Source organism: Streptomyces sp. NPDC003456 (genome assembly GCF_042878735.1).
Lineage (GTDB): Bacteria > Actinomycetota > Actinomycetes > Streptomycetales > Streptomycetaceae > Streptomyces.
The window spans coordinates 998,424-1,022,323 of sequence record NZ_JBIAOK010000002.1; the positions used below are offsets into that span (position 1 = coordinate 998,424).

Below are 23,900 nucleotides of genomic sequence, written 5' to 3' on the forward strand. Positions count from 1 at the left end.
CCCCCTGCGAGCAGGCGTGCCGCCTCAGTCCCGGTCGCAGGGATCCTCGTCCGAGAGGGGGACCCCCGGCAGGAGCGCGGCGCGTTCGTCGTCGTCCAGGTCCGCGCGCAGCCGGCAGATCTCCGCCAGCCGCGCCCCCGGGTCGAGGTCCCACAGCCGTACGGTGCCGTCGGTGCTGCTGCTGGCGACCGTGCGCCCGTCCGGGGCGAAGGCCACGCTCCACACCGCGTTGGTGTGTCCGGTCAACGTCGCCCACGGCCGCCTTCGGGCGACGTCCCACAGGCGCACCGTACGGTCGTTGCCGCTGCTGGCGAGCCTGCGGCCGTCCGGCGAGAAGGCGATGCCCCGGGTGGAGCCGATGTGTCCGGTGAGGACGGCCTGCGCGCGGCGCCGGCCGACGTCCCACAGCCGTATGGTGCCGTCGTTGCCGCTGCTGGCCAGGGTCCGCCCGTCCGGGGCGAAGGCGACGCTGCGGACCGCGCCGGTGTGGCCGTCCAGGGTGTCGAGCAGCCGTCGCGCGGACACGTCCCACAGCCGGACGGCCAGGTCGTCGCCGGCGCTCGCCAGGGTCCGGCCGTCGGGGCTGAAGGCGACGCCGTTGACGTAGTCCCGGTGGCCGGTCAGCGTCGCCCGCGGCCGGCGTGCGCCCACGTCCCACAGGCGCACGGTGCGGTCGGCCCCGGCCGAGGCCAGACTCCGCCCGTCGGGCGCGAAGGCGACGGAGAGCACCTGCCCGGTGTGGCCGGTCAGCGTCCTCAGCGGCGAACGGGTGGCCACGTCCCACAGCCGGATCGTGCCGTCGGAGCCCGCCGACGCCAGGGTGCGCCCGTCGGGGGCGAAGGCCACCGAGAAGACCGTCTCCGTGTGGCCCCGGAGCGTCCCCAGCAGCCGCCGCCCGCGCACCTCCCACAGGCGCACGGTGTGGTCGGTGTCGGCGGTGGCCAGCAGGGACCCGTCGGGGCTGTACCGCGCCTGCCACACCTCCGTGAACGGACGCGCCGTCAGCACCGGGCCGCCCAGGTCCCACAGCACCACGGACCGGTCGAACCCGGCGGTGGCCAGCAGGTGGCCGTCGGAGGTGACGGCCGCGCCCATGACGTAGTCGGTGTGACCGGCCAGCACGGCGGTCTGCCGGCCGCTGCGGACGTCCCACAGCCGGGTCGTGCCGTCACCGACCGCCGCGATGACGGTGGCGCCGTCGGGGGTGTACGTCACGGCGTTGATGTCGTCACTGCTCCCCGACAGCGTCGCGCTGAGCCGGCGGTCGCGCACGTCCCACAGCCGGACCGTCCGGTCGATGCCGCCGGAGGCCACCTCGCGCCCGTCCGGGGAGAAGGCGGCGCCCAGCACCTCGTCGGTGTGCCCCTTCAGCACGGTGAGCTGCTCCTCGCGGTCGGTGTCCCACAGCCGCACCGTCCGGTCGGTGCCGGCGGACACCAGGGTCCGGCCGTGCCGGGCGTACCCCAGGGCGTTGACCGATCCCTCGTGCCCGGTCAGGGTGGCGGTGCTCCGCGGGGTGCGCCCGGTGTCCCACACCTCGATCGCCCCGCGCGTGGTCGCGACGGCAAGTCTGCCCCCGCGGGGGTCGAAGGCCAGCGTCCGGGCGCCGCGCGTGCTGTCGCCCAGCACGGCCGTGCGCCGGGCGGCGGCGACGTCCCACAGGCTCACGGGTCCGAGCGCCGATGTCGCCGCCAGGAGGCGGCCGTCGGGGCTGAAGGCGATCGACCGGACCGGGCCGCGCACCGGGAGCGTGGCGGTCGTCCGCCGGTCGCGCACCCGGCGCAGCGTCACCGTCCCGTCCGAACTGGCCGTCGCCAGCGACCGGTTGCCCGGTGCGAAGGCCACCGCGTTGACCGGGCCCCGGTGGCCGCCCAGCCGGCCGGAGAACGGCTGGGACTGCGTGCTCAGCAGCGCGCCGCGCGCCTCGGTGGTGGCATGGGCCCGGTAGGCATCCCCGGCCAGCAGCATCGACGCCTCCGGCTGACCCCCGGCGAGCGACGCGGACCGTACGGCGAGGGCCTGGGAACGCGCGACGGCCTCCTGGTCGAGGGCGCTCTCGCGCTGCTGGTAGGCCAGGGCGCCGGCGGTCAGGGCGAGCCCCAGCAGTACGGCGAGGGTGGCCAGCATGGACTGCCGCAGCCGGACCTGGCGTCTGGCCTGCCGCTCCAGCACCTGCCGTTCGGCCAGGCTCGCCCGCAGGAACGCCTCCTCGCCGGGACTGAGCCGGCTCCATCCGTCCAGCTCCTCGGCCCAGGAACCCACGGTGTTCAGCCGGGTGCCGCGGTACAGGGCGGACGGATCGCGGCCCTCGCGCTCCCATTCCGCGGCGGCGTGGGCCAGTTGCTGGTGGAGCAGCAGTCCGGCGCGGTCGGCGTGGATCCAGTCGCGCAGCCGCGGCCAGGCGTGCAGGAGGGCCTCGTGGGTGATCTCCACGGTGTCGCTGTCCATCGTGATCAGCCGGGCCCGTACGAAGGCGTCGAGGGCGGCGGCGGCGCCGTCCGCGTCGGCGAGCTGCTCCATCAGCGCCGCCCGGCTCATCCGGCGACGGGTCGCCCCGGCCCCGTCCGCCACGTACACCAGGCGCGACAGAACGCGGCGGATCGTCTTCTGCTCGGCCGGATACAGCCGGGCGAAGACGTTCTCGGCGGTGCGGGCGATCGCGCCCTGGATCCCGCCGGCCCGCTCGTACCCGGCGACGGTCAGCGCGGAGCCCTCCCGCCGCTGCCAGGTGGCCAGCAGGGCGTGGGAGACGAGGGGGAGCGCACCCGAGGGCGTCTCGTCCGCGCCGGGCCGGTTCCCCTCGGCGGTGCCCGGGGGAGTGCCACCCGGTCCGTCGCGCAGCCCCGCGTCGCGCAGGAGCAGGGAGACCAGGCCCGGCTGGAGGGTCAGCCCGGCGAGTTCAGCCGGGCGCGTGATCGACTCCCGCAGCTCCGCCAGGGACATCGGGGGCAGCACGTACAGGCCGTCGGTGCAGACCGGCGCCAGCTCGGGCAGTTCCAGGCAGTTGCCGGTGAAGTCGGCCCGCATGCCGAGCACCACCACGGCGGGGCCGTGCCCGCTCCCTTCCGGCCAGGACGCCGCCAGGGCGCGGAGCACCCGGACGAAGGAGCGGCGCTCGTCCACGTCCGCGCAGAGCGTGAAGAGTTCCTCGAACTGGTCGACGATCAGCACCGGCCGGCAGGGAGGGGGCCGGCGGTTCCCCGCACGGCCGGACGGGACCTCGGTCGCCGTCCGGAGGGCCTCCGGCACCGCCTCGGGGCGACGCCGGGCCTCCTCCGCGGTGACGCCGAGGTCGGTGCCCACCGCCTTGGCGGTGCGCTCCAGCAGTTCGTCCACGGGCCGCGAGGTGGGCGTGAACGTGACCACCGGCCACCGGTCGGCGCCCGGCATCGGGAAGTCGCCGCGCCGCAGGGCGGGCACCAGTCCGGCGTTCAGCAGCGACGACTTGCCCGCGCCCGAGGGAGCGACCACCAGCAGCGGGCCGCTGCCCACCCGTTCGAAGACCCGTTCCACCAGGGCGGCCGTCGCCCGTTCCCGGCCGAAGTACCACTCCGCGTCCTGCGGGGTGAACGCCGACAGGCCGCGGTAGGGACACGGTTCGTCGGACCGGCGCCCGGTGAGCGCGGTCTCGGGGGCGTCGCCGCCGTCGGAGGGCGGTCTCTCCTGGACGAGTCTGAGCAACTCCCCGTGTGCATCGAGCACTTGGTCGCAGAGGCGGGCGACGTCGAGGGTCGCCCGCTTCGTCCCGGTCTCGATCTTGCTGAGATAGCCCTTGCTGTAGTGCGTCTGCCGTGCCAGATCGGTCAGCGACAGGCCGCGTGCCTGCCGCAGTCGTCGCAGTTGTGCGGGGAAGGAGCGCGTGGTCGGCGCACTCCCGTCCCGCCCGTTCCGGTCGTCGGTGTCATGCCCGTGCTGCGGGTCTCCCACGGTGTCCCCCATGGCAGTGCGTCCGTGAGACGGCGGATGCCCAGGCTACTGCGGGGGCGTCGAGGGCAGCCGGGCCTTTCCCCCGGCATGGCGAAAACGCGAACGTCCGGAACCGATGGGGCGGTTCCGGACGTTCTGTATGGCTCGCGGCGCCGGGTCAGGTCAGGAAGGCCCCGCAGGCGCTCCTGTTCACCCACCGGTGCGCGCTGATGGCGTCGCTCACCGGGGTGCCGTCGGTGAACCGGCTGTGGGCCAGATCGTCGGCGTACTGCTCGCCCGGGGCGAGGCAGGCGTGCCCGCCCGCGTAGTCGGGCTTGTCGTACACGGCCGCATGGTCGAGGCCACCGGTGTAGCCGCGGTTCATCAGGGACGAGGCCCTGTCGGCGGCCGGGCCCCAGTTCCAGCCGTTCGGGACCGCCAGCGGGGAGCCCTGGCAGTCCTGCGCGTCCCAGGCGTACAGCCGACCGTCGGGCGGGCCATATTGGGCGGCGCAGCCCGGCCCGGCAACGGTGGTCTGCGTCGCCTGCGCGGTGGCCGGAACGGTGAGGCCGAGCGCGGTGAGCCCCAGCACCGCCGCGGCGAAGTAGCTCTTGCGCATGGTGTTCCCCCTGGTTCAGGGCGGGTCACCGGAAGGACGGGGCGGCCCGCACGGTCGCGGGCCGCCCGCTTCCTTCCGGCCCGCGCGTCAGGTCAGGAAGGCCCCGCAGGCGCTCCTGGCCACCCAACGGTGCGAGGTGATGTTGTCGTTGACGATGACGCCGCTGGTGAACCGGTTGTCGGTCAGGTTGTCGGCGTACAGCTCGCCCGGCGCCAGACACGCGTGGCCGCCGGTGTGGTTGTCGTTCTCGTAGAAGGCGACGTGGTCCAGGCCGCCGGTGTAGCCGCGGTTCATGACGGAGGTGGCCTTGTCGTTGGCGGCGGTGCCCCAGTTGCTGCTGTTGCCCGGCGTGGCGATCAGCAGGGTGCCCCCGCAGTCCAGGTCCTGCCAGGCGTACATGGAGCCGTTGCGCGGCCCCCACTTGCTGTTGCAGCCGGGGCCCGGAACGGCGCTCTCGGCCGCCTGCGCCGTGGCGGGCACGGCGAGGCCCAGGGCCGCGAGCCCCAGGACCGCTGCGGTGACGCTGATCTTGCGCATGCTGTTTCCCCTCGTTTTCCTGTCACTGTTCGGTGTGTTGCCGGTCGTGCGAAGGTGCGGGTGTGCCGGGCCGGCGGCCCGGCGCATCGCACCGGTGAGCGGTGTCCGCTCCGGAGCGCCGAGTGGTCAGCGGCGCTCCGGAACGATCCGCACCGCCCGGTCGTAGGCCCGCTGACCGAGGTGCCGGTAGGTGTCGATGTCCTTGCCGAACCGGTCACGCAGGCGGTCCAGGTAGTACGTCTCCCGGGCCGTGGCCACGGCTCGCAGGGAGGCCCGCCGGGCACAGGTGGCGTCCGCGACGGCGGTCCTCCGCTCGGCGGCGAACGCCTCGTCCGACCGCTCGGGTCCCAGCCGGCCGGTGTCGGCGCGGACGGCGTCGCGGGCGGCCTGGGGATCCCGGTGGGCCAGCCCCGCCCGCTTCATGCACCGCGACCACGCCCGCAGCGCGGAGGCGAGCTGACGGTCCCCCATGAGCTGTTTCCCGTACAGGGCGTTGAGGCCCGTGACGATCTTGCCGGTACGGAACCAGGCGGCCGGGTCGCCGTAGAGCCTGCGCTCGGCCTCTTCCATGCAGCCGCCCAGCCGCTTGCGGATCTCCCCGCCGCCGGGCAGGGCCACCGTGAGCACGCGGGCGTCCGAACCGCCGTCCAGGGCGGTGTCGAAGGCCGCGCGCCGGCCGGTGGACAGGCTCCGGCGGTAGGTGCCGACCGGGTTGCGCGCATGGAGGGCCTGGCCCTTGGCCTCGATGCGGCCGCCGTAGCCGTGGGTACGGGCCCATGCCACGTCGTCCTGCACGAAGCGCACCGGCCGGCTCTCGTCGAGGGTCAGACCGCGGTCCTCCCAGAAGGTGAAGCCCTGGCGGTTCATGCACTGCTTGGTCAGACGCTGCTGCGCGTCGGCGACGCGCACCTCCTGCTGCCAGGTCAACGCCGCAGGACGCGGAAGGGGGTTCGGCGCACGGCCGTCGTCCTCACCGCCGCCGGTGCACCCGGCCGTGACGGCCGCGGTGGCCACCACCGTCGCGCAGATCGACACCAGGGCCCGTCGCATGGACTCCGCCTCCCTTCACCGCCGTCGGCTGACGGATCCAGAGTTGCGCCGCGGCGGTCCGGGGGTCGACGGGTTTCCTGTTGCCCACCGGCCCGGCGGCCGGGAAACCGTTCGCGAGCAGGCGGGACGCTGGGGCGGAGGCAACGCGGGGGACAGGGCCGGCAGGGGAGCGCGGAGGCGGGGAACGGCCGTCAGGACCGGGTCGCCCGTGCGGGGTGCGCGGCACCGGGGTGGCCGGTCCGGCCCGCCGGCCCACGGGACGCCGACGAGCCGGCCGCCACTACCTGCGGTAGCCGAGGACCGTCATCATCCCGCTCTCGGAGTGGTACAGGTTGTGGCAGTGCAGCATCCACAGCCCGGGGTTGTCCGCGTCCAGGTCGACCACCAGCTTGCGGTGCGGCAGCACGACCGCGGTGTCCTTGCGGGCGCCGGCGCCGTCCAGGCCGGTGAGGGAGAAGGTGTGCCCGTGCAGGTGCATCGGATGCCACATGTCGGTGGCGTTGATGAGCGTGAGGCGAACCCGCTCACCGGCCCGCACGGGACGGCGCCGCTGCGGCGAGTAGGCCTGGTGGTCGAAGCCCCAGTCGAAGTCCTCCATGCCGCCGGTGATGCGGATGCGCATCTCGCGGTCGGGTTCCCGGTCGTCGAGGGCCACCGAGTCGTCCGGCACCAGGCGGCGGGCCGGGACGGTCCGTCCGTCGAGTTCGTCCGGGCGGGTGCCGACCGGCGGGAGCGCGCGCGTCCTCCTCCCGGTGCGCAGGACGGCGAGGGCCCGCCCCCTCTTCCCCTCGGGCTGCGCCGCCAGGGGGAAGACACCGTCCCCGGCGGTGACGAGCACGTCGTACCGCTCCGCCATGCCGACCAGGAGGGCGTCGGTCTCCTTCGGTCGCACGGGATAGCCGTCGGTATGGGTCACCGTCATGGTGTGGTCGCCCAGAGCGACGCGGAAGGCGGTCTCGGCGCCGGCGTTGATGATGCGCACCCGGATGCGGTCACCGGGACGGCAGCGGAACACGGAAGGGTTCTCGGGCAGGCGGCCGTTGATCAGGTAGTGGGGGTACGCGACGTGGCCGGCCCGTCCGTGCAGCATCCGGCTGCGGGACCGGTGCAGCACCCGGGAGGGACCCGCGGTCTCCCGGCCGGTGGCCGGACGGTCCGACGGCGCTCCGCCGGAGCCCCGGCCGGGGCGCTCCGCACCCATGGCCCCGTGCCCCGGGGCCATCGCCCCGCCGGGTCTGAGCCGGCCCATGACCTCGTCCGGGGTGGAGCCCTCCACACCGTCGAGCCAGTCGTCCAGCACCACGATCCACTCCGCGTCGTAGGCGAGGGGCTCCCGCGGGTCGTCCACGACCAGCGGCGCGTACAGGGCCCGGTCCGACTGCATCCCGACGTGGGAGTGCAGCAGGTACGTCCCGGGGTGGGCGACGGTGAAGCGGTAGCGGAAGTCGGCGCCCGGCCGGACGGGCGGCTGCGTGAGGCCGGGGACACCGTCCATGTCGCAGCGCAGCCGGATCCCGTGCGGATGCAGTGTCGTCAGGGCCGGCAGCCGGTTGGCGAGCGTCAGGTCGAGCACCTCGCCGGCGCTCGCGCGCACCAGCGGCCCCGGAACCGCCTCGTCGTACGCCCAGGTCCGCACCGTGCGCCCGCCCAGGTCCAGCGACGCCTCGGCCGCGGTGATGCGGTACGTGCGCACCCGCCCGGAGCCCCGGGCGCGCTCGGCGGCGAGGACCTCCGGGCCGGACGGATCGACGTACCCGCGCGGGCCGTCCGGGACGAACGTCCGGCGGCTGCCGTACCCCTGGGGTCCGGAGCGCGCGTCACCGGCGGAGCCGGTGCAGGAGGACAGCAGGCCCCCGCCGGACGCGGCGAGCGAGGCGCGCAGCACGGTGCGCCGAGAAGGGTGGGACATGCCCCCATGAGACAGGGCGGCTGGTCACCAAGCTCTTCCATGCCGCCGAATGCCCGCAGCGCCGTGACCCGATTCCACCGGCAGGCGCAACGCTCACCCGTGGCGCCGAGCCCCCGGCGAGGGCTCCCGCCTCACCACAGGAGGGTGCCCGGGGCGCCCTTGAACGGCCCCCGCACCTCCGCGGTGATCCAACCGCCGTAGAAGTCGCCCTCCTGCGCGGTGACCTCCTCTCCGTCGACCGTGCAGCGGTCCATGCGGCTCGGGTAGAAGGCGAAGAAGTCCGCGAGGGCCGTGTAGCGGGGCTCGGGACGGGGATAGCTCCACGCGGCACGAGCGCGTACGTCGTCTCCCACGATGACGTCCCAGTACCGGGCCGAGCCCTTCCACTCGCACCACGTCCGGCCCGCGACCGCCGGGAACAGAAGCTCCGTGCGGACGTCCTGCGGAGGGATGTAGAACACGGGCGGATGACTGGTCTCCAGTACCCGCACGCTCCTGCGGGTCTCGGCCACCACCTGGCCGGCGCACTCCACCCGCACGTCACGGCCGTCCTCCCGCAGGGCGGGCGGGCGCGGGTAGTCCCAGACCGACTCCGGCGGCCGCGCGGAGGAGCGCGCCACGGGCTCTTCCGGCGGGTCCAGATACACCTCGTCCTCGTAGCACCAGGCCCAGCCCGGACCGTCTGCCAGGGTGCGTGCCACGGGGTGCGCGCTGGACTCGAAGTGGGCCGTGGCGTGAGCGCCGGGCCGGCTGTCGCTGCAGCCCACGTGGCCGCAGGTCAGGCACAGCAGCAGGTCGGCCGGTGCACGTCCGCGCGCCGCGCAGGACGCGCACGTCCCGCTCAGCGGGCGCGGGTCCGCCGTCCAGGTGTGGGAGCAGGCTTTCCCCCCGGGCCGTCCGCCATCGGGCCTGGGCGTCCATCTCGTCATCGGTGATCACCTGCCGGTGCGGTCGGCCTCACACGTCCCGGCAGTACGGCTCCCCGGCCCACGTCCGTGTCGCTCACGCTCACTCCTCTGCGGTCCTGGTCCTCGTACTGCTTCGCCCCGGCACCGCCCGGAGGATGCAGGCCACCGGAGAGTGCGTCCCCGGCGGCGAGGCCGCGCGCCGGAAGCACGCGCCCCCGGCACCGGCCACGTCGGCAGCGTCCGGGAGGCGCACTTGCCCTCGAGTGCGCTCCAGGTCATAGCGTCGGGACACGACGGCGCGCGAAGCCGCTCCCGGCGCCCGCTCCTCCTGGGATGCCGGGTGGTGGCATCTGTGTCTGGATGGACGCAGGACTTCGCGCGGCCCGGAGGACGATCACACGCGCAGGGAAGGCTGGGACACGACATGCACAAGCGTGGTTGCGGGAATTGCAGGTGTCGGCCATCGGGCTGGGGTGCATGGGCATGTCCGCCTTCTACGGCTCCGCCGACGAGGAGGAGGGCATCGCGACGATCCGGCACGCCCTCGACCTCGGGGTGACCTTCCTGGACACCGCACAGATGTACGGCCCGCTCACCAACGAGTCCCTCGTCGGCGAGGCGATCCGGGGACACCGCGACGAGTACGTGATCGCGACGAAGTTCAACTACCGGATGGACGGCGCTGTGCCGGGCGACATCTCCACGGTGGGCCCGCAGGACGGCTCGGCTGAGCACGTCCGCAGCTCCGTCCACGGCTCCCTGAAACGGCTGGGAACCGACCACATCGACCTGTACTACCAGCACCGGGTCGACCCGAACGTGCCGATCGAGGAGACGGTCGGCGCCCTGGGCGAACTGGTCGCCGAGGGAAAGGTGCGCTGCATCGGCCTGAGCGAGGCCGGCGCCCACACCATCCGGCGCGCGCACGCCGTGCACCCGATCACGGCCGTGCAGAGCGAGTACTCCCTGTGGTCGCGGGACGTGGAGGCCGAGGTACTGCCCACCTGCAGGGAACTGGGCATCGGCTTCGTGCCGTACTCGCCTCTCGGTCGCGGCTTCCTCGCCGGGCGGTTCACCTCCCCGGACGACCTGGACGCCGACGACTGGCGCCGCCAGAACCCGCGCTTCCAGGACGCCAACCTGGAGGCGAACCTGCGGCTGGCGGCGAAGGTGAAGGAGATCGCCGCCGAGAAGGACGTCACGCCGGCTCAGCTGGCCATCGCGTGGGTGCTGGCCCAGGGCGAGGACCTGGTGCCGATCCCGGGCACCAAGCGCCGTACCTACCTGGAGCAGAACGCCGCAGCCGTCGGCATCGACCTCACGGAGGACGACCTCGCCCGCATCGACGCCGAGTTGCCCGAGGCGGCCGGTGAGCGGTACGACGAGGCAGGCATGCGCTCCGTCAACCGGTAGGCGGGGGCACCGCAGTCCTGCCGGCCGCCGCAGACCGGGACCTCCGCCCCGGCTCCGCCGGGAACGGGCGGATCCGAACGGCGTGGCAAGCAGGGGCCGGTCGGCCCTGTCGAGCCCTCGCCGAACGGGGGAGGGTGAGGGTCGCAGGCCCCGCACAGCCCCCCACCCACCGTGCCTTCGACCCGAAGGGAACCCGGCATGTCCGTAGATCTCCAGCAGGAGTCCGGTTCACTCACGGACGAGGAACTGAGGACGCTGGACGCCCATTGGCGTGCCGCGAACTACCTGTCCGTCGGCCAGATCTACCTGATGGCGAACCCCCTGCTCACCGAACCGCTGCGTCCGGAGCACATCAAGCCGCGGCTGCTCGGTCACTGGGGCACCTCGCCCGGCCTGAACCTCGTGTACACGCACCTCAACCGGCTCGTCGCCTCCCGCGGGCTCGACGCCCTCTGCATCTGGGGACCCGGCCACGGCGGACCCGCGGTGGTGGCCAACTCCTGGCTGGAGGGGTCCTACACGGAGACCTACCCGGACATCACCCGGGACGCCGCCGGGATGGCCCGCCTGTTCCGGCAGTTCTCGTTCCCCGGAGGGGTGCCCAGTCACGTGGCGCCGGAGACGCCCGGCTCCATCCACGAGGGCGGCGAGCTGGGATACGCGCTCTCGCACGCCTACGGTGCGGCCTTCGACAACCCCGGCCTGCTGGTCGCCTGCGTCATCGGCGACGGCGAGGCGGAGACCGGTCCCCTGGCCGCCTCCTGGCACTCCAACAAGTTCCTGGACCCGGTGCACGACGGCGCGGTGCTGCCGGTCCTGCACCTCAACGGCTACAAGATCGCCAACCCGACGGTGCTGTCCCGCCTGCCGGAGTCCGAACTCGACGACCTCCTCAAGGGGTACGGCCACGAGCCGATCCATGTCACCGGCGACGACCCGCACGCCGTCCACCGGGCGATGGCCCGGGCCATGGACGCCGCGGCCGACCGCATCGCCGCGCTGCAGCGCGCCGCCCGCGAGGAGGGGGCGGCCGAGCGGCCCCGCTGGCCGATGATCGTGCTGCGCACGCCCAAGGGCTGGACGGGGCCCGCCGAGGTCGACGGCGCTCCCGTCGAGGGGACGTGGCGAGCCCACCAGGTCCCCCTGTCCGCCGTCCGGGACAACCCCGGCCACCTGCGGCAGCTCGAGGAATGGCTGCGCTCCTACCGGCCGCAGGAGCTGTTCGACGAACACGGAGCACCGCGCCCCGACGTCCTGGCGTGCGTCCCCGCCGGCGCCCGCCGGCTGGGCTCCACCCCGCACGCCAACGGCGGCCTGCTGACGCGGGCCCTTCCGCTGCCGCCGCTGGAGCGGTACGCCGTCCCGGTCGACAAACCCGGCGCAACCCTCCACGAACCCACCCGCGTCCTGGGTGACCTGCTGGAGCACGTGATGCGGGAGACCGCCGACCGCCGCGACTTCCGCCTGGTCGGTCCCGACGAGACCGCCTCCAACCGCCTCCAGGCCGTCTACGCCGCCAGCGGCAAGGCGTGGCAGGCCGGCACCCTCGACGTGGACGAACACCTGGACCGGCACGGCCGGGTGATGGAGATCCTCTCCGAACACACCTGCCAGGGCTGGCTGGAGGGGTACCTGCTCACCGGCCGGCACGGGCTGTTCTCCTGCTACGAGGCGTTCGTGCACATCGTCGACTCGATGGTGAACCAGCACATCAAGTGGCTGCGCACCACCCGCCGCCTGCCCTGGCGCGCCCCCATCGCCTCCCTCAACTACCTGCTGACCTCGCACGTGTGGCGCCAGGACCACAACGGCTTCTCCCACCAGGACCCCGGCTTCGTCGACCACGTCCTCAACAAGAGCCCCGAGGCCGTCCGGGTCTACCTGCCGCCGGACGCCAACACCCTGCTCTCCGTCGCCGACCACGCGCTGCGCAGCCGCGACTACGTCAACGTGATCGTGGCCGGCAAGCAGCCCTGCTTCGACTGGCTGACGATGGAGCAGGCCGAGGCGCACTGCGCGCGCGGCGCCGGCATCTGGGAGTGGGCCGGCACCGAGAACGGCGAGCGGGAGCCGGACGTGGTGCTCGCGGCAGCCGGGGACGTCCCCACCCAGGAGGTACTGGCCGCCGCGCACCTGCTGCGCCGCCACCTGCCGGAGCTGGCCGTCCGCGTCGTGAACGTCGTCGACATCGCCCGGCTGATGCCGAGCGAGGAACATCCCCACGGCATGACCGACTTCGAGTACGACGGGCTGTTCACCACCGACAAGCCGGTGATCTTCGCGTACCACGGCTACCCGTGGCTGATCCACCGCCTCGCCTACCGCCGCACCGGCCACCGCAACCTGCACGTGCGCGGCTACAAGGAGGTGGGCACCACCACCACGCCCTTCGACATGGTCGTGCGCAACGACCTCGACCGCTACCGCCTGGTCATGGACGTCGTCGACCGCGTCCCCGGCCTCGCGGTGCGCGCCGCGGCCGTGCGCCAGCAGATGGAGGACGCCCGGCTGCGCCACCACGCGTACATCCGCGAGCACGGTGTCGACCTGCCCGAGGTCGCCGACTGGTCCTGGGACGGCTGAACCCGGCTCGAGGGCCCGGGCCGCGGACGTCACGTCCGCGGCCCGGGCCCTTGTCGTCCGGTGGCCGCCTCCTCGTCACGGCCGCCGGCCGGGGGGCGAGCCCGGGCGGCCGGCGCAGGCGGTCATGCCGAGGGCGGCCGGGGGCGCCTCGCAGCGCGCACGGCTCATGGCGTCCGTCCGCGACTCGTGCGGCTCGAACCGGCACGGCGCAGCCGCCGCGCGGAAGCCTGACGGCTTCGGCGCGGCGGCTGGGGCCGCGGCCGCGTTCAGCCGTGGTACGCCCTGCGCATGAGCTCCTGCATGTCGTCGAGCATCGGCATGCGCGGGTTGGCCGGCGCGCACTGGTCCTCGTAGGCGTTGAGGGCCTGCTGGGGCAGCGCGTCGAGGAAGGCTTGCTCCTCGACACCCAGCGCCCGGAACGTCGGCTCGATCCCGACGGCGTCACGCAGCCGCTCGACGGCCGCAGCGAGGGACTCCACGCCCTCCGCCGGAGTGGCCGCGGGCAGCCCGAGGGTGCGGGCGATGTCCTGGAAGCGTTCGGGGGCCCGGTAGGTCTCGTACTTCGGCCAGCCGGTCAGCTTCGTGGGGACGGTGCCGTTGTAGCGGATGACGTGCGGCAGCAGGACCGCGTTGGTGCGTCCGTGCGCGATGTGGAAGGTGGCGCCGAGGGTGTGCGACATGGCGTGGACGATGCCGAGGAAGGCGTTGCCGAAGGCCATGCCCGCGATGGTGCCCGCGTTGTGCATCTTCTCCCGGGCTTCGGCCGCTCCCGCGCGGTCGTTCACGGCCGCCTCGAGGTGGCCGAAGACCAGGCGGACGGCGTGCAGGGCGAGCCCGTCGGTGAAGTCGTTGGCGTAGACGGACACGTACGCCTCGACGGCGTGGGTGAGGGCGTCGAAGCCGCTGTCGGCGGCGAGCGCCGGGGGCAGGGCCGTGGTGAGGAGGGGATCGACGATCGCGACGCTCGGGGTGAGGGCGTAGTCGGCGAGGGGGTACTTCTTGCCGGACTCGGGGTCCGAGATGACGGCGAACGGGGTGACCTCGGCTCCGGTGCCGGAGGTGGTGGGCACGCACACCAGGCGGGCGAGCCTGCCGAGGGTGGGGAAGCGGAAGGCACGCTTGCGGATGTCGGAGAACTTCTGCCGCATGTCCGCGAAGTCGATGCCGGGCTGCTCGTACAGCAGCCACATGACCTTCGCGGCGTCCATGGGGGAGCCGCCGCCGAGCGCGATGATCGTGTCGGGGCGGAAGTCCCGCATGAGGCCGGCGCCGTGCTGCACGGAGTCGATGCTGGGTTCGGGCTGGACGTTGTCGATGATCTGGAGGGTGACCGGCTCACGGCGCCGTTGCAGCACGCGGCTGATCCGGTCGACGAAGCCGAGGCGGGTCATGGTCGCGTCGGTGACGACGGTGACGCGGTGGACGTCCGGCATGGACGTCAGGTAGCGGATGGCCTGGGGCTCGAAGTACACCTTCGGCGGCACCTTGAACCACTGGAGGTTGTTGCGCCGGGTGGAGACCCTCTTGATGTTCAGCAGCTGCGCGGCCGAGACGTTGTCGGACACCGAGGTGCTGCCCCAGGAGCCGCAGCCGAGGGTGAGCGAGGGCAGCAGGCTGTTGTAGATGCCGCCGATCGCGCCCTGCGAGGAAGGGGAGTTGACGATGATCCGCACGGTCTTCATCCGCATGGCGTACGCCGCCGCCACGGCCGTGTCCTCGGCGTGGAGGACGGCGCTGTGGCCCTGGCCGTGGAAGGCGACCATGTCGGCGGCCAGGTCGAAGCCGTGCCGTTCGTCCTCGGCGCGCAGCACGGCGAGGACCGGGCAGAGCTTCTCACGGGTCAACGGCTCCTCCGGGCCCACCCGTTCGGCCTCGACCAGGATGATCGAGGTGTCCGCCGGCACCGAGAACCCGGCATGCTCGGCGATCCACGCCGGGCTCTGCCCCACGGCCGCGGCGTTGACCTTCGGCTCGCAGCCTGCGCCCGAACCGCCGGCGGCCGGGAACAGGAAGGCCTCCAACTGCGCCTTCTGGCGCGGGGTGGCCAGGTGGGCGTGCAGCGTGCGGAACTCGGTGATCGCCGCGTCGTAGATCTCGGTGTCCAGGATGACGGCCTGCTCGGAGGCGCAGATCATGCCGTTGTCGAAGGACTTGGACAGCACCAGGTCGTGGACGGCCCGGCGCAGCTGGGCGCTGCGGTGGACATAGGCCGGGACGTTGCCGGCACCGACCCCGAGGGCGGGCTTGCCCGCCGAGTAGGCGGCCTTGACCATGGCGTTGCCGCCGGTGGCGAGGATCAGCGAGACGCCGGGGTGGTGCATGAGCGTGCGGGTGGCCTCGACGGACGGAGCCTCGATCCACTGCACGCAGTTCTCCGGGGCTCCCGCCGAGACCGCCGCGTCCCGCACGATGCGGGCCGCTTCGGCACTGCACCGCTGGGCGGAGGGGTGAAAGGCGAAGATCACCGGGTTGCGGGTCTTGAGCGCCATCAGCGCCTTGAAGACGGTGGTCGAGGTCGGGTTGGTGACGGGGGTGATCGCCGCCACCACACCCACCGGTTCGGCGATCTCGATCATGTCCTCGATGTCGTCCCGGCCGATGATCCCGACGGTCTTCATGGGGCCCATGCTGTGCGTGACGTGCTCGCACGCGAACATGTTCTTGGCGGCCTTGTCCTCGAACACACCGCGCCCGGTCTCCTCCACGGCCAGGCGGGCCAGTGGGGTGTGCCGGTCCAGGGCCGCGACCGACGCCTTCCTGACGATGTGGTCGACCTGCTCCTGGGACAGCGAGTCGTAGTCGGTGAGGGCCTTGAGGCCGGCGGTGACCAGACGGTCCACGGCGACGGCCGTGTCGGACGGGGCGTCGGTCCGGACGTGGTCCCGGCTCCGCACGCGCTCCTCGGTCCTCGCGTCCTGTCGGGTCATGGTGGTGTGCCTCCGTTGTCGGGGACCGCCGTGCTGCACGGCCGAGCCGGGAGGAGCGGTACAGGGTCCCGTGCCGCTCCGTGCCTTCACCTTCCTCGCGGACGGCCGCTCGCGGCAGCCGCCGAAGGACCTCTCCCGCGTCCGTCCGGCCCGCCCCGGCAGGGACCATCGGTCCCGGGTCGACGCGGCTCGCGTCGCCCGGCGGCTAAGGGGCGCCGGTCCCCGCCGGCGGGCGGGGTGCGCAGTCGTCGACGCGGAACCCGAGGCAGTTGACGACGCCGACCACACCGTCGAGGCGCCAGGCGGCTCGCACCAGCACGGGTACCTGGCTGCGCAGTTCCACGCAGCCGTCCAGAGTGACCACTCCGTCCCGGACGCAGACGCGAACCGCCTCGGACGGCAGCCGCAGCATCGCGACGACGATCTCCTCGGTCACCTGGCGGGCGAGGTCGTCGTCCTCCCGCAGGAAGACCCGGAGGAGGTCGCGGCGGGTGGCGATGCCGATGAGACGGTCGGCCTCGTCGACCACGGGGAGCCGCTCGACGCCGTGGCGCTCCATGACCCGGGCGGCGTCCGGCACGCTCTGCTCGGGATGCACGGTGATCGCGGGGCTCGACATCACGTCGCCCGCTGTCACGGCGGGAGGAGGGGCGGTGCCCTCCCGGTGCGCCTGCGTGCGCACCAGGTCGCTTCCGGACAGCACGCCGAGGACCTTGTCGTCGGCGTCGACCACCGGCAGCCCGCTGATGCGGTGCCGGTCGAGCAACCGCACGACCTCCTTGAACGGTGTGGTCGGGCGGGCCGGCACGACGTCCCGGGTCATCACCTCACCGACGATGTGAGCGGCCATGGCGCAATCTCCTTCTCGAACACGGGCCCCTGCCCCAGGGCCGAGCGGCCCCCGCCTCACCTGCTGTCGTCTCCCGCGGTCCGCTCCACGGCCGCCCGGCCCGCCTCCAGCCGCGCCACCGGGACGCGGAACGGCGAGCAGGAGACGTAGTCCAGTCCGGCGGTGTGGAAGAAGTGCACCGAGTCGGGGTCGCCGCCGTGCTCGCCGCAGACCCCGATCGTGAGATCGGGTCGGGTGGCGCGTCCCTCGGCGACCGCGATGCCCACCAGCCGGCCTACTCCCTCGCGGTCCAAGGTCTCGAAGGGCGAGGCGGGGAAGACGCCCTTGTCGAGGTAGGCGGAGAAGAACTCCGCCTCGACGTCGTCGCGGGAGAAGCCCCACGTGGTCTGGGTCAGGTCGTTGGTGCCGAAGGAGAAGAACTCCGCTTCCGCCGCGATCCGGCCCGCCGTCAGAGCCGCCCTGGGCAGCTCGATCATGGTGCCGACGGGGCAGTCGACCCGGACCCCGGACGCCCGGGAGACGTCGGCCAGCACGCGTCGCACTTCCTCGCGCACCAGGTGCAGCTCACGGACGTCACCCACGAGAGGGACCATGATCTCCGCCTTCGGCGCGCCTCCGGCGAGGAGGCGCTCGGCGACGGCCTCACCGATCGCCCGCACCTGCATGGCGACCAGGCCGGGAACGACCAGCCCCAGGCGTACGCCCCGCAGCCCGAGCATCGGGTTCTCCTCGTGCATGCGGTTCACGGCGCCGAGCAGTTCGACGTCGTGCGGGTCCGGCTGCTCGCCACGGGCCCGGGCGGTGGCGATCCGCACCGCCAGTCGGGTGGGGTCGGGCAGGAACTCGTGCAGGGGCGGGTCCAGCAGCCGGATGGTGACCGGCAGACCGTCCATGGCCTCCAGGATGCCGACGAAGTCCTGTCGCTGGAGGGGGAGCAGGTCCGCCAGGGCCCGGTCGCGCTCGGTGCCGGTGCCGGCGAGGATCATCTGCTCGACCAGCTTGCGCCGCTCGCCGAGGAACATGTGCTCGGTGCGGCACAGGCCGACGCCCTGCGCTCCGAACCGGCGGGCCCGGGCGGCGTCCTGAGGAGTGTCGGCGTTGGCCCGGACCTCCAGGCGCCGCACGGTGTCCGCGCGGGCCAGGGCGCGGGCCACCGCCTCGACCACGCCCCGCGTGCCGTCCTCGCTCCGGCCGGCCTCCAGGAACCGGATGACCGCCGAGTCCACCAGGGGGACCGGGCCCGCGTACACCGCTCCGGTGGAGCCGTCCACGGAGACGACGGTGCCCTCCTCGACGACGGTGCCGTCCGCGGTGGTGAAGCAGCGGGCCTCGACGTCCACGGTGAGCTCCTCCGCGCCGCACACGCAGACCTTGCCCATGCCCCGGGCGACGACGGCCGCATGGCTGGTCTTGCCGCCCCGGCCGGTGAGGACCGCTTGGGCGGCGATCATGCCGGGCAGGTCGTCGGGGGTGGTCTCCTGCCGGACGAGGACCGCCTTCTCGCCGGCGGCGGCACGGCGTACGGCCTCGGCGGAGTCGAAGACCACCGCGCCGACCGCTGCACCGGGAGACGCCGGGACGCCGCGGGCGAGCACGGTGGTGCTCGCCGACGTGTCGAACGCGGGGAACATCAGCCGGGCCAGGCCCTCGCCGCTCACCCGGGCCAGCGCCTCGTCGGGGCTGATGAGCCCTTCGTCGGCCAGCTCCGCGGCGATCACGAACGCGGCGTCGGCGGTGCGCTTGCCGACCCGGGTCTGCAGCATCCACAAGGTGCCGCGTTCGATGGTGAACTCGATGTCGCACAGGTCGCGGTAGTGGCGTTCCAGCGTGCGCAGGTGCGCGCACAACCGGTCGTAGGAGGTGGCGTCCAGGCGCTCGAGGTCGGCCAGCGGCACGGTGTTGCGAACGCCGGCGACGACGTCCTCGCCCTGCGCGTCGGGCAGGTAGTCGCCGTAGGGACCGGGGCGCCCGGTGGCCGGGTCGCGGGTGAAGGCGACACCGCTGCCGGAGTCGTCGCCGAGATTGCCGAAGACCATGCGCTGGACGTTGACGGCCGTGCCCAGGTCGTCGGCGATGTGCTCGCGGCGCCGGTAGAGGCGGGCGCGCTCGCCGTTCCAGGAGCGGAAGACGGCCAGGACCGCCCGGCGCACCTGCTCGGCGGGGGACTGGGGGAAGTGGTCACCGGTCTCGACCCGGATCAGGTTCTTGTACGTCTCGACCAGCCGAGCCAGGTCCGCCGCGGTCAGCTGCACGTCGTCCCGGACACCGCGCTCGTCCTTGAGGAGGGCGAGCGACCGTTCGAAGCGGGAGGAGTCGACGCCCATGACCGTGCTGCCGAACATCTGGACGAGGCGGCGGTAGGAGTCCCAGGCGAAGCGTTCGTTGCCGGAGACCTTGGCCAGACCGAGGACGGAGTCGTCGTTGAGGCCGATGTCGAGGATCGTCTCCATCATGCCCGGCATGGAGAACTTCGCGCCGGAGCGGACGGACAGCAGCAGCGGGTCGTCCGGTTGCCCCAGCGAGCGGCCCGCGGACGCCTCCAGGGCCGACAGGTGCGCCGAGACCTCCGCCCACAGCCCCTCGGGCTCGCCCCCCGTGTCCAGGAAGGCGCGGCACGCCTCGGTGGTGAGGGTGAAGCCCGGGGGCACGGGAAGTCCCAGCCGGGTCATCTCCGCCAGGTTCGATCCCTTGCCGCCGAGGAGACCGGCCATGTCACGGCCGCCCTCGGTGAAGTCGTACACGTAACGGACCATGACGCTGCGCTCCTCGCGTGGGGGCCTGACGATTCCAGCGTCGGACGCGGTCGTGCCGGGTGGGAGGTGCCGGCCGTCCCGTGCGGGGGACCGGTCGGCCCCCTTCGGGCGTGCCGTCCCGGCGGGACCTTCGGCGCCCTGCCGGGGCTGTACGGCCCGTGGAACGCGGGGACGGCGGGGAGGAGGCTCGAAGCACAGGAAGCCTTCGACCCGGGAGGGGACACGTCATGGCGCACGACATCGTGGTGGGGGTCGACGGATCGGCTGAAGGGCTCGCCGCCGCGCACTGGGCCGCCCGGGAGGCACGGCGGCGGGGGGCGGGGCTCGGCGTCGTCCACGTCTGGCACCGCCGTCCGCGCCCCGCGCCGTACATCCCCCTGGACAGCACCGAGCGGGAGTGGGCCGAGAAGCTCCTGGCCGGGACGGTGCGCAGCGTCCGTGCCGCCCACCCGGGACTGCGGATCACCGACAGGCTCGTGTGCGACGCGCCGGTGGCCGCCCTGCTCGCGGCCGCGGCCGACGCCGACCTGCTGGTCCTCGGCTCCCGCGGTCTCGGAGCCGTGGGCGGATTCGTCGCGGGCTCCGTGTCCCAGCGCGTCGTCGGCCGCTCCGCCCGCCCGGTCGTGCTGGTCCGCGCGGGGCGGTCCGCCGCCGACGAGCACCTGCCGGCCACGGACGGCGTCGCCCCCGAGGAGATACCGGAGACGCCCTACCGCCAGGTGGTTCTCGGGCTGCAGACGGACCGTCCCTGCGACGGACTGATCGAGTTCGCCTTCGACGCCGCCCTCCGGCGCGGCACCGGCCTGCGCGTGGTCCACGCCTTCCGGACGGCGTTCCGGCCCGCACCCGTTCCGTCCGTCCTGGTCGCCGCGGCCCCCGAGGGCCCGCCCCCGGTGCCGCGGCCGCCGGCCCATGAACTGGCCGAGGCGGAGCGCACCGTGGCGGCGGTGCTGCGTCCCTGGCGGGCGAGGTACCCGTCCGTCGCCGTGACCGAGACGGTCGCCGAGGGGCGCGCCGCGGCCGTCCTGATACGGGCCGCCCACGACGCGGGCCTGCTCGTGGTGGGCCGCCGCGGCACCGATCACCGGGCCGGTTTCCACACCGGGGCCGTCACGCACGCCGTCCTGCGTTACGTCGGATGTCCCGTCGCCGTGGTCCCGCACGACTGACCTCCCGCACGCCTGACCTCCCGCTCCGGCCGGCCGCCGCCCGCTCGCCGGGCCGTCCGGCCGGTGGCGCGCCGCGCGGCCCCGGAGCCGGGCCGAAGGTCCCGGCCCGGCGGGGCCGCACGGGACCGCCCGGTGCCCTGTCCGGCACTACGCGCCGTGGCCCCGCACGACGAGCATCGGCAGTGACGAGACCGTACGAGGAGAGGACCTGTGATGACCGCGACGGTGACAGCCGGCCCCCGGACCGCCGACCCCTGGCGGCAGTTCGCCGGCGACGCATGGCGTGCCCGGATCGACGTGCGCGACTTCATCCAGGCCACCTACACGCCCTACACGGGAGACGCCTCCTTCCTGACCGGGCCCACGGACCGCACGCGCGCGGTCTGGGAGAAGGTCAGCGCGCTGTTCCCCGAGGAGCGGCGCCGCGGGATCCTGGACGTCGACACCGCCACGCCCTCCACGATCACCTCGCACGCCCCCGGCTTCATCGACCGCGACCGCGAACTGATCGTCGGCCTGCAGACCGACGCCCCCCTCAAGCGCGCGATCATGCCAAACGGGGGACTGCGCATGGTGCAGAACGGCCTCGCGGCGTACGGCTACGAGGCGGACCCGTTCGTGTCGACGGTCTTCGGGACGTACCGCAAGACCCACAACGACGGCGTCTTCGACGCCTACACACCGGCCATGCGGGCCGCCCGCAAGGTCGGCATCATCACCGGCCTGCCGGACGCCTACGGGCGCGGACGCATCATCGGCGACTACCGCCGCGTCGCGCTGTACGGCACCGGCCGGCTCGTCGAGGCCAAGCGCGCCGAGCGCGCCCTGCTCGACGCCCGGCCCTCCACGGCGGAGGTCATCCGCGACCGCGAGGAGCTGGCCGAACAGATCCGGGCACTGGGCGAGCTGACCGAGATGGCCGCGACCTACGGCTGCGACGTCTCCCGCCCCGCCGCCACCGCGCACGAGGCGATCCAGTGGCTCTACCTCGGCTTCCTCGCCGCGGTGAAGGAGCAGAACGGCGCGGCGATGTCACTGGGCCGCACGTCCACCTTCCTGGACGTGTACCTGCAACGGGACCTGGACGAGGGGATCCTCGACGAGAGCCACGCCCAGGAGCTGATCGACGACTTCGTGATCAAGCTGCGCATCGTGCGGTTCCTGCGCACCCCCGAGTACGACGCGCTCTTCTCCGGCGACCCCACGTGGGTGACCGAGTCGATCGGCGGCATCGGCGCGGACGGCCGGCCCCTGGTCACCCGCACCTCCTTCCGGTTCCTGCAGACGCTGTACAACCTGGGCCCCGCCCCGGAACCGAACCTGACGGTGCTGTGGTCGCCGCGGCTGCCCGCCGGCTTCAAGGAGTTCTGCGCCCGGGTGTCCATCGACACCAGCGCCGTCCAGTACGAGTCGGACGACCTGATGCGCCCGCGCACCGGTGACGACACCGCCATCGCCTGCTGCGTGTCCGCGATGGCGGTGGGCAGGCAGATGCAGTTCTTCGGCGCACGCGTCAACCTCGCCAAGGCCCTGCTCTACGCCGTCAACGGCGGCCGCGACGAGATGACGGGCGACCAGATCACCCCGCCCATGGAGCCGCTGACCGGCGATCAGCTGGAGTACGAGGAGCTGGCGGCCGCCTACGACCGCGTACTGGACTGGCTGGCCGAGACCTACGTCGACGCCCTCAACGTCATCCACTACATGCACGACAAGTACGCCTACGAGCGCATCGAGATGGCCCTGCACGACCACCCGGTCCACCGCTTCATGGCCTGCGGCATCGCCGGGCTCTCGGTCGCCGTGGACAGCCTGTCCGCCGTCAAGCACGCCAGGGTGAAGGTCATCCGCGACGCGACGGGACTCGCCGTGGACTTCCGCACCGAAGGCGACTTCCCGGCGTACGGCAACAACGACGACCGTGCGGACGCCCTCGCCGTCGAACTGGTGGAGTCCTTCATGGCGAAGGTGCGCGAGCACCCCACCTACCGCGACGCCGAGCACACCCAGTCCGTGCTGACCATCACCTCCAACGTCGTCTACGGCAAGCACACCGGCAACACCCCCGACGGCCGGCGCGCCGGACAGCCCTTCGCCCCCGGAGCCAACCCGATGAACGGCCGGGACCGGCACGGTGTGGCCGCCTCCGCCCTCTCGGTGGCCAAGCTGCCCTACGAAGCGGCCCGCGACGGGATCTCCCTGACGACGACGATCACCCCCGAGGGACTGGGCCACGTGCCCGGGGAGCGGCCCGGCCACCTGGTCGGCATCCTCGACGCCTACATGTCCGCGGGCGGGTTCCACATGAACGTCAACGTCCTCGACCGCGCCGTGCTGGAGGACGCCATGGAGCACCCGGAGAAGTACCCGGAGCTGACGATCAGGGTCTCCGGCTACGCCGTCAACTTCGTCCGCCTGACCCGCGAGCAGCAACTCGACGTGATCAGCCGCACCTTCCACGGATCGCTGTGAACACCGTGCCCCCGACCGCGGCGCCGGGACCGGTCACCGGCCGCATCCACTCCTGGGACCTGTCCACCGGCGTGGACGGTCCCGGGACCCGGTTCGTCCTCTTCACCAGCGGGTGCCCGCTGCGCTGCCTCTACTGTGCCAACCCCGACACCTGGCACCTGCGCGACGGCCGGGTGGTCACCGTGGACGAGGTGATGGCGGAGATCGGCAGGTACCGGGGCTTCGTGAGCACGGCCGGCGGGGGCGTGACCCTCACGGGTGGCGAGCCGCTGCTCCAGCCGGCCTTCAGCGCGGCGGTGCTGCGCCGCTGCAAGGAGGCCGGGCTGCACACGGCCCTCGACACCTCCGGCTTCCTCGGCGCCCGTGCCTCGGACGCGCTGCTGGCCGACACCGACCTGGTGCTGCTGGACGTCAAGTCCTTCGACGTCACCACCTACCGGGAGCTGACCGGCGGCGCGCTGGCCCCCACCCTGAACTTCGCCACCCGGCTCGACCGGCTGGGCAGGCGCGTATGGATCAGGTACGTCCTGGTGCCGGGCTGGACCGACGACGAGGACGCCGTCGACGGGCTCGCCGGATTCCTCTCCGGCCTGGACTGCGTGGAACGGGTCGACATCCTGCCGTTCCACAAGCTCGGCGCCCCCAAGTACGACGCCCTGGGCATCCCGTTCCCGCTGCGCGAGACCCCGGTCCCCGACGCGGCGCTGCTGGACCGGGTGCGGGACCGGTTCAGCCGGCGCGGGCTCGTGGCTCACTGAGGCAGGTGAAACAGGGCCGACCGGCCCTGGACCTCGGCCATCCTGG

The 23,900-nt window shown here is 73.3% G+C and carries 14 protein-coding genes; 5 read left to right on the forward strand and 9 right to left on the reverse strand.

What is annotated here, in order from left to right:
* Nucleotides 1–24: 24 nt before the first annotated feature.
* From ACFYWG_RS09950 to ACFYWG_RS09975, 6 genes are all read right to left on the reverse strand, one after another.
* Complete coding sequence (locus tag ACFYWG_RS09950; RefSeq protein WP_389200443.1) at nucleotides 25–3,939, reverse strand: helix-turn-helix domain-containing protein; 3,915 nt, start codon at nucleotides 3,937–3,939, stop codon at nucleotides 25–27.
* A gap of 145 nt (nucleotides 3,940–4,084) precedes the next feature.
* Nucleotides 4,085–4,525 carry a peptidase inhibitor family I36 protein gene (locus tag ACFYWG_RS09955; protein WP_389200445.1) on the reverse strand — a complete coding sequence of 147 codons (441 nt, stop codon included), beginning with the start codon at nucleotides 4,523–4,525 and terminating at the stop codon, nucleotides 4,085–4,087.
* A gap of 87 nt (nucleotides 4,526–4,612) precedes the next feature.
* Nucleotides 4,613–5,062 carry a peptidase inhibitor family I36 protein gene (locus ACFYWG_RS09960; protein ID WP_383500805.1) on the reverse strand — a complete coding sequence of 150 codons (450 nt, stop codon included), beginning with the start codon at nucleotides 5,060–5,062 and terminating at the stop codon, nucleotides 4,613–4,615.
* Between the two features lie 126 nt (nucleotides 5,063–5,188).
* The gene (locus ACFYWG_RS09965; protein ID WP_389200448.1) at nucleotides 5,189–6,112 is read right to left on the reverse strand and encodes a hypothetical protein; all 924 of its coding nucleotides are present in this window, start codon (nucleotides 6,110–6,112) and stop codon (nucleotides 5,189–5,191) included.
* Between the two features lie 280 nt (nucleotides 6,113–6,392).
* A complete protein-coding gene (locus tag ACFYWG_RS09970) occupies nucleotides 6,393–8,021 on the reverse strand; it encodes a multicopper oxidase family protein (protein ID WP_389200450.1) in 1,629 nt (542 codons plus the stop codon).
* Nucleotides 8,022–8,152: 131 nt separating this feature from the next.
* Nucleotides 8,153–8,950 (reverse strand): DUF427 domain-containing protein, encoded by a 798-nt coding sequence (locus ACFYWG_RS09975; RefSeq protein WP_383500814.1) that lies wholly within the window; start codon nucleotides 8,948–8,950, stop codon nucleotides 8,153–8,155.
* A gap of 462 nt (nucleotides 8,951–9,412) precedes the next feature.
* On the opposite strand from ACFYWG_RS09975, the gene ACFYWG_RS09980 reads away from it, so the two are divergent.
* Both ACFYWG_RS09980 and ACFYWG_RS09985 read left to right on the forward strand, forming a co-directional pair.
* Nucleotides 9,413–10,342 carry an aldo/keto reductase gene (locus ACFYWG_RS09980; protein ID WP_389200452.1) on the forward strand — a complete coding sequence of 310 codons (930 nt, stop codon included), beginning with the start codon at nucleotides 9,413–9,415 and terminating at the stop codon, nucleotides 10,340–10,342.
* Nucleotides 10,343–10,540: 198 nt separating this feature from the next.
* A complete protein-coding gene (locus tag ACFYWG_RS09985; protein ID WP_389200454.1) occupies nucleotides 10,541–12,925 on the forward strand; it encodes a phosphoketolase in 2,385 nt (794 codons plus the stop codon).
* A gap of 266 nt (nucleotides 12,926–13,191) precedes the next feature.
* On the opposite strand, the gene adhE is transcribed toward ACFYWG_RS09985, so the two are convergent.
* The 3 genes from adhE to ppdK form a co-directional block, all read right to left on the reverse strand.
* Nucleotides 13,192–15,852, reverse strand: a complete 2,661-nt coding sequence (adhE, locus tag ACFYWG_RS09990; RefSeq protein WP_389200456.1) for a bifunctional acetaldehyde-CoA/alcohol dehydrogenase — start codon at nucleotides 15,850–15,852, stop codon at nucleotides 13,192–13,194.
* A 205-nt stretch (nucleotides 15,853–16,057) separates the two neighbouring features.
* Complete coding sequence (locus ACFYWG_RS09995) at nucleotides 16,058–16,702, reverse strand: CBS domain-containing protein (RefSeq protein ID WP_389200458.1); 645 nt, start codon at nucleotides 16,700–16,702, stop codon at nucleotides 16,058–16,060.
* A 56-nt stretch (nucleotides 16,703–16,758) separates the two neighbouring features.
* A complete protein-coding gene (gene ppdK, locus ACFYWG_RS10000) occupies nucleotides 16,759–19,455 on the reverse strand; it encodes a pyruvate, phosphate dikinase (protein ID WP_385420947.1) in 2,697 nt (898 codons plus the stop codon).
* Nucleotides 19,456–19,682: 227 nt separating this feature from the next.
* On the opposite strand from ppdK, the gene ACFYWG_RS10005 reads away from it, so the two are divergent.
* The 3 genes from ACFYWG_RS10005 (at nucleotide 19,683) to pflA (ending at nucleotide 23,854) form a co-directional block, all read left to right on the forward strand.
* Nucleotides 19,683–20,624, forward strand: a complete 942-nt coding sequence (locus tag ACFYWG_RS10005; protein ID WP_383511498.1) for a universal stress protein — start codon at nucleotides 19,683–19,685, stop codon at nucleotides 20,622–20,624.
* Between the two features lie 213 nt (nucleotides 20,625–20,837).
* Nucleotides 20,838–23,096 carry a formate C-acetyltransferase gene (gene pflB / locus ACFYWG_RS10010; RefSeq protein WP_389200461.1) on the forward strand — a complete coding sequence of 753 codons (2,259 nt, stop codon included), beginning with the start codon at nucleotides 20,838–20,840 and terminating at the stop codon, nucleotides 23,094–23,096.
* Nucleotides 23,093–23,854, forward strand: coding sequence for a pyruvate formate-lyase-activating protein (gene pflA, locus ACFYWG_RS10015; protein WP_376332991.1), 762 nt, complete (start codon nucleotides 23,093–23,095; stop codon nucleotides 23,852–23,854). Before pflB ends, pflA begins: the two co-directional genes overlap by 4 nt.
* Nucleotides 23,855–23,900 lie beyond the last annotated feature (46 nt).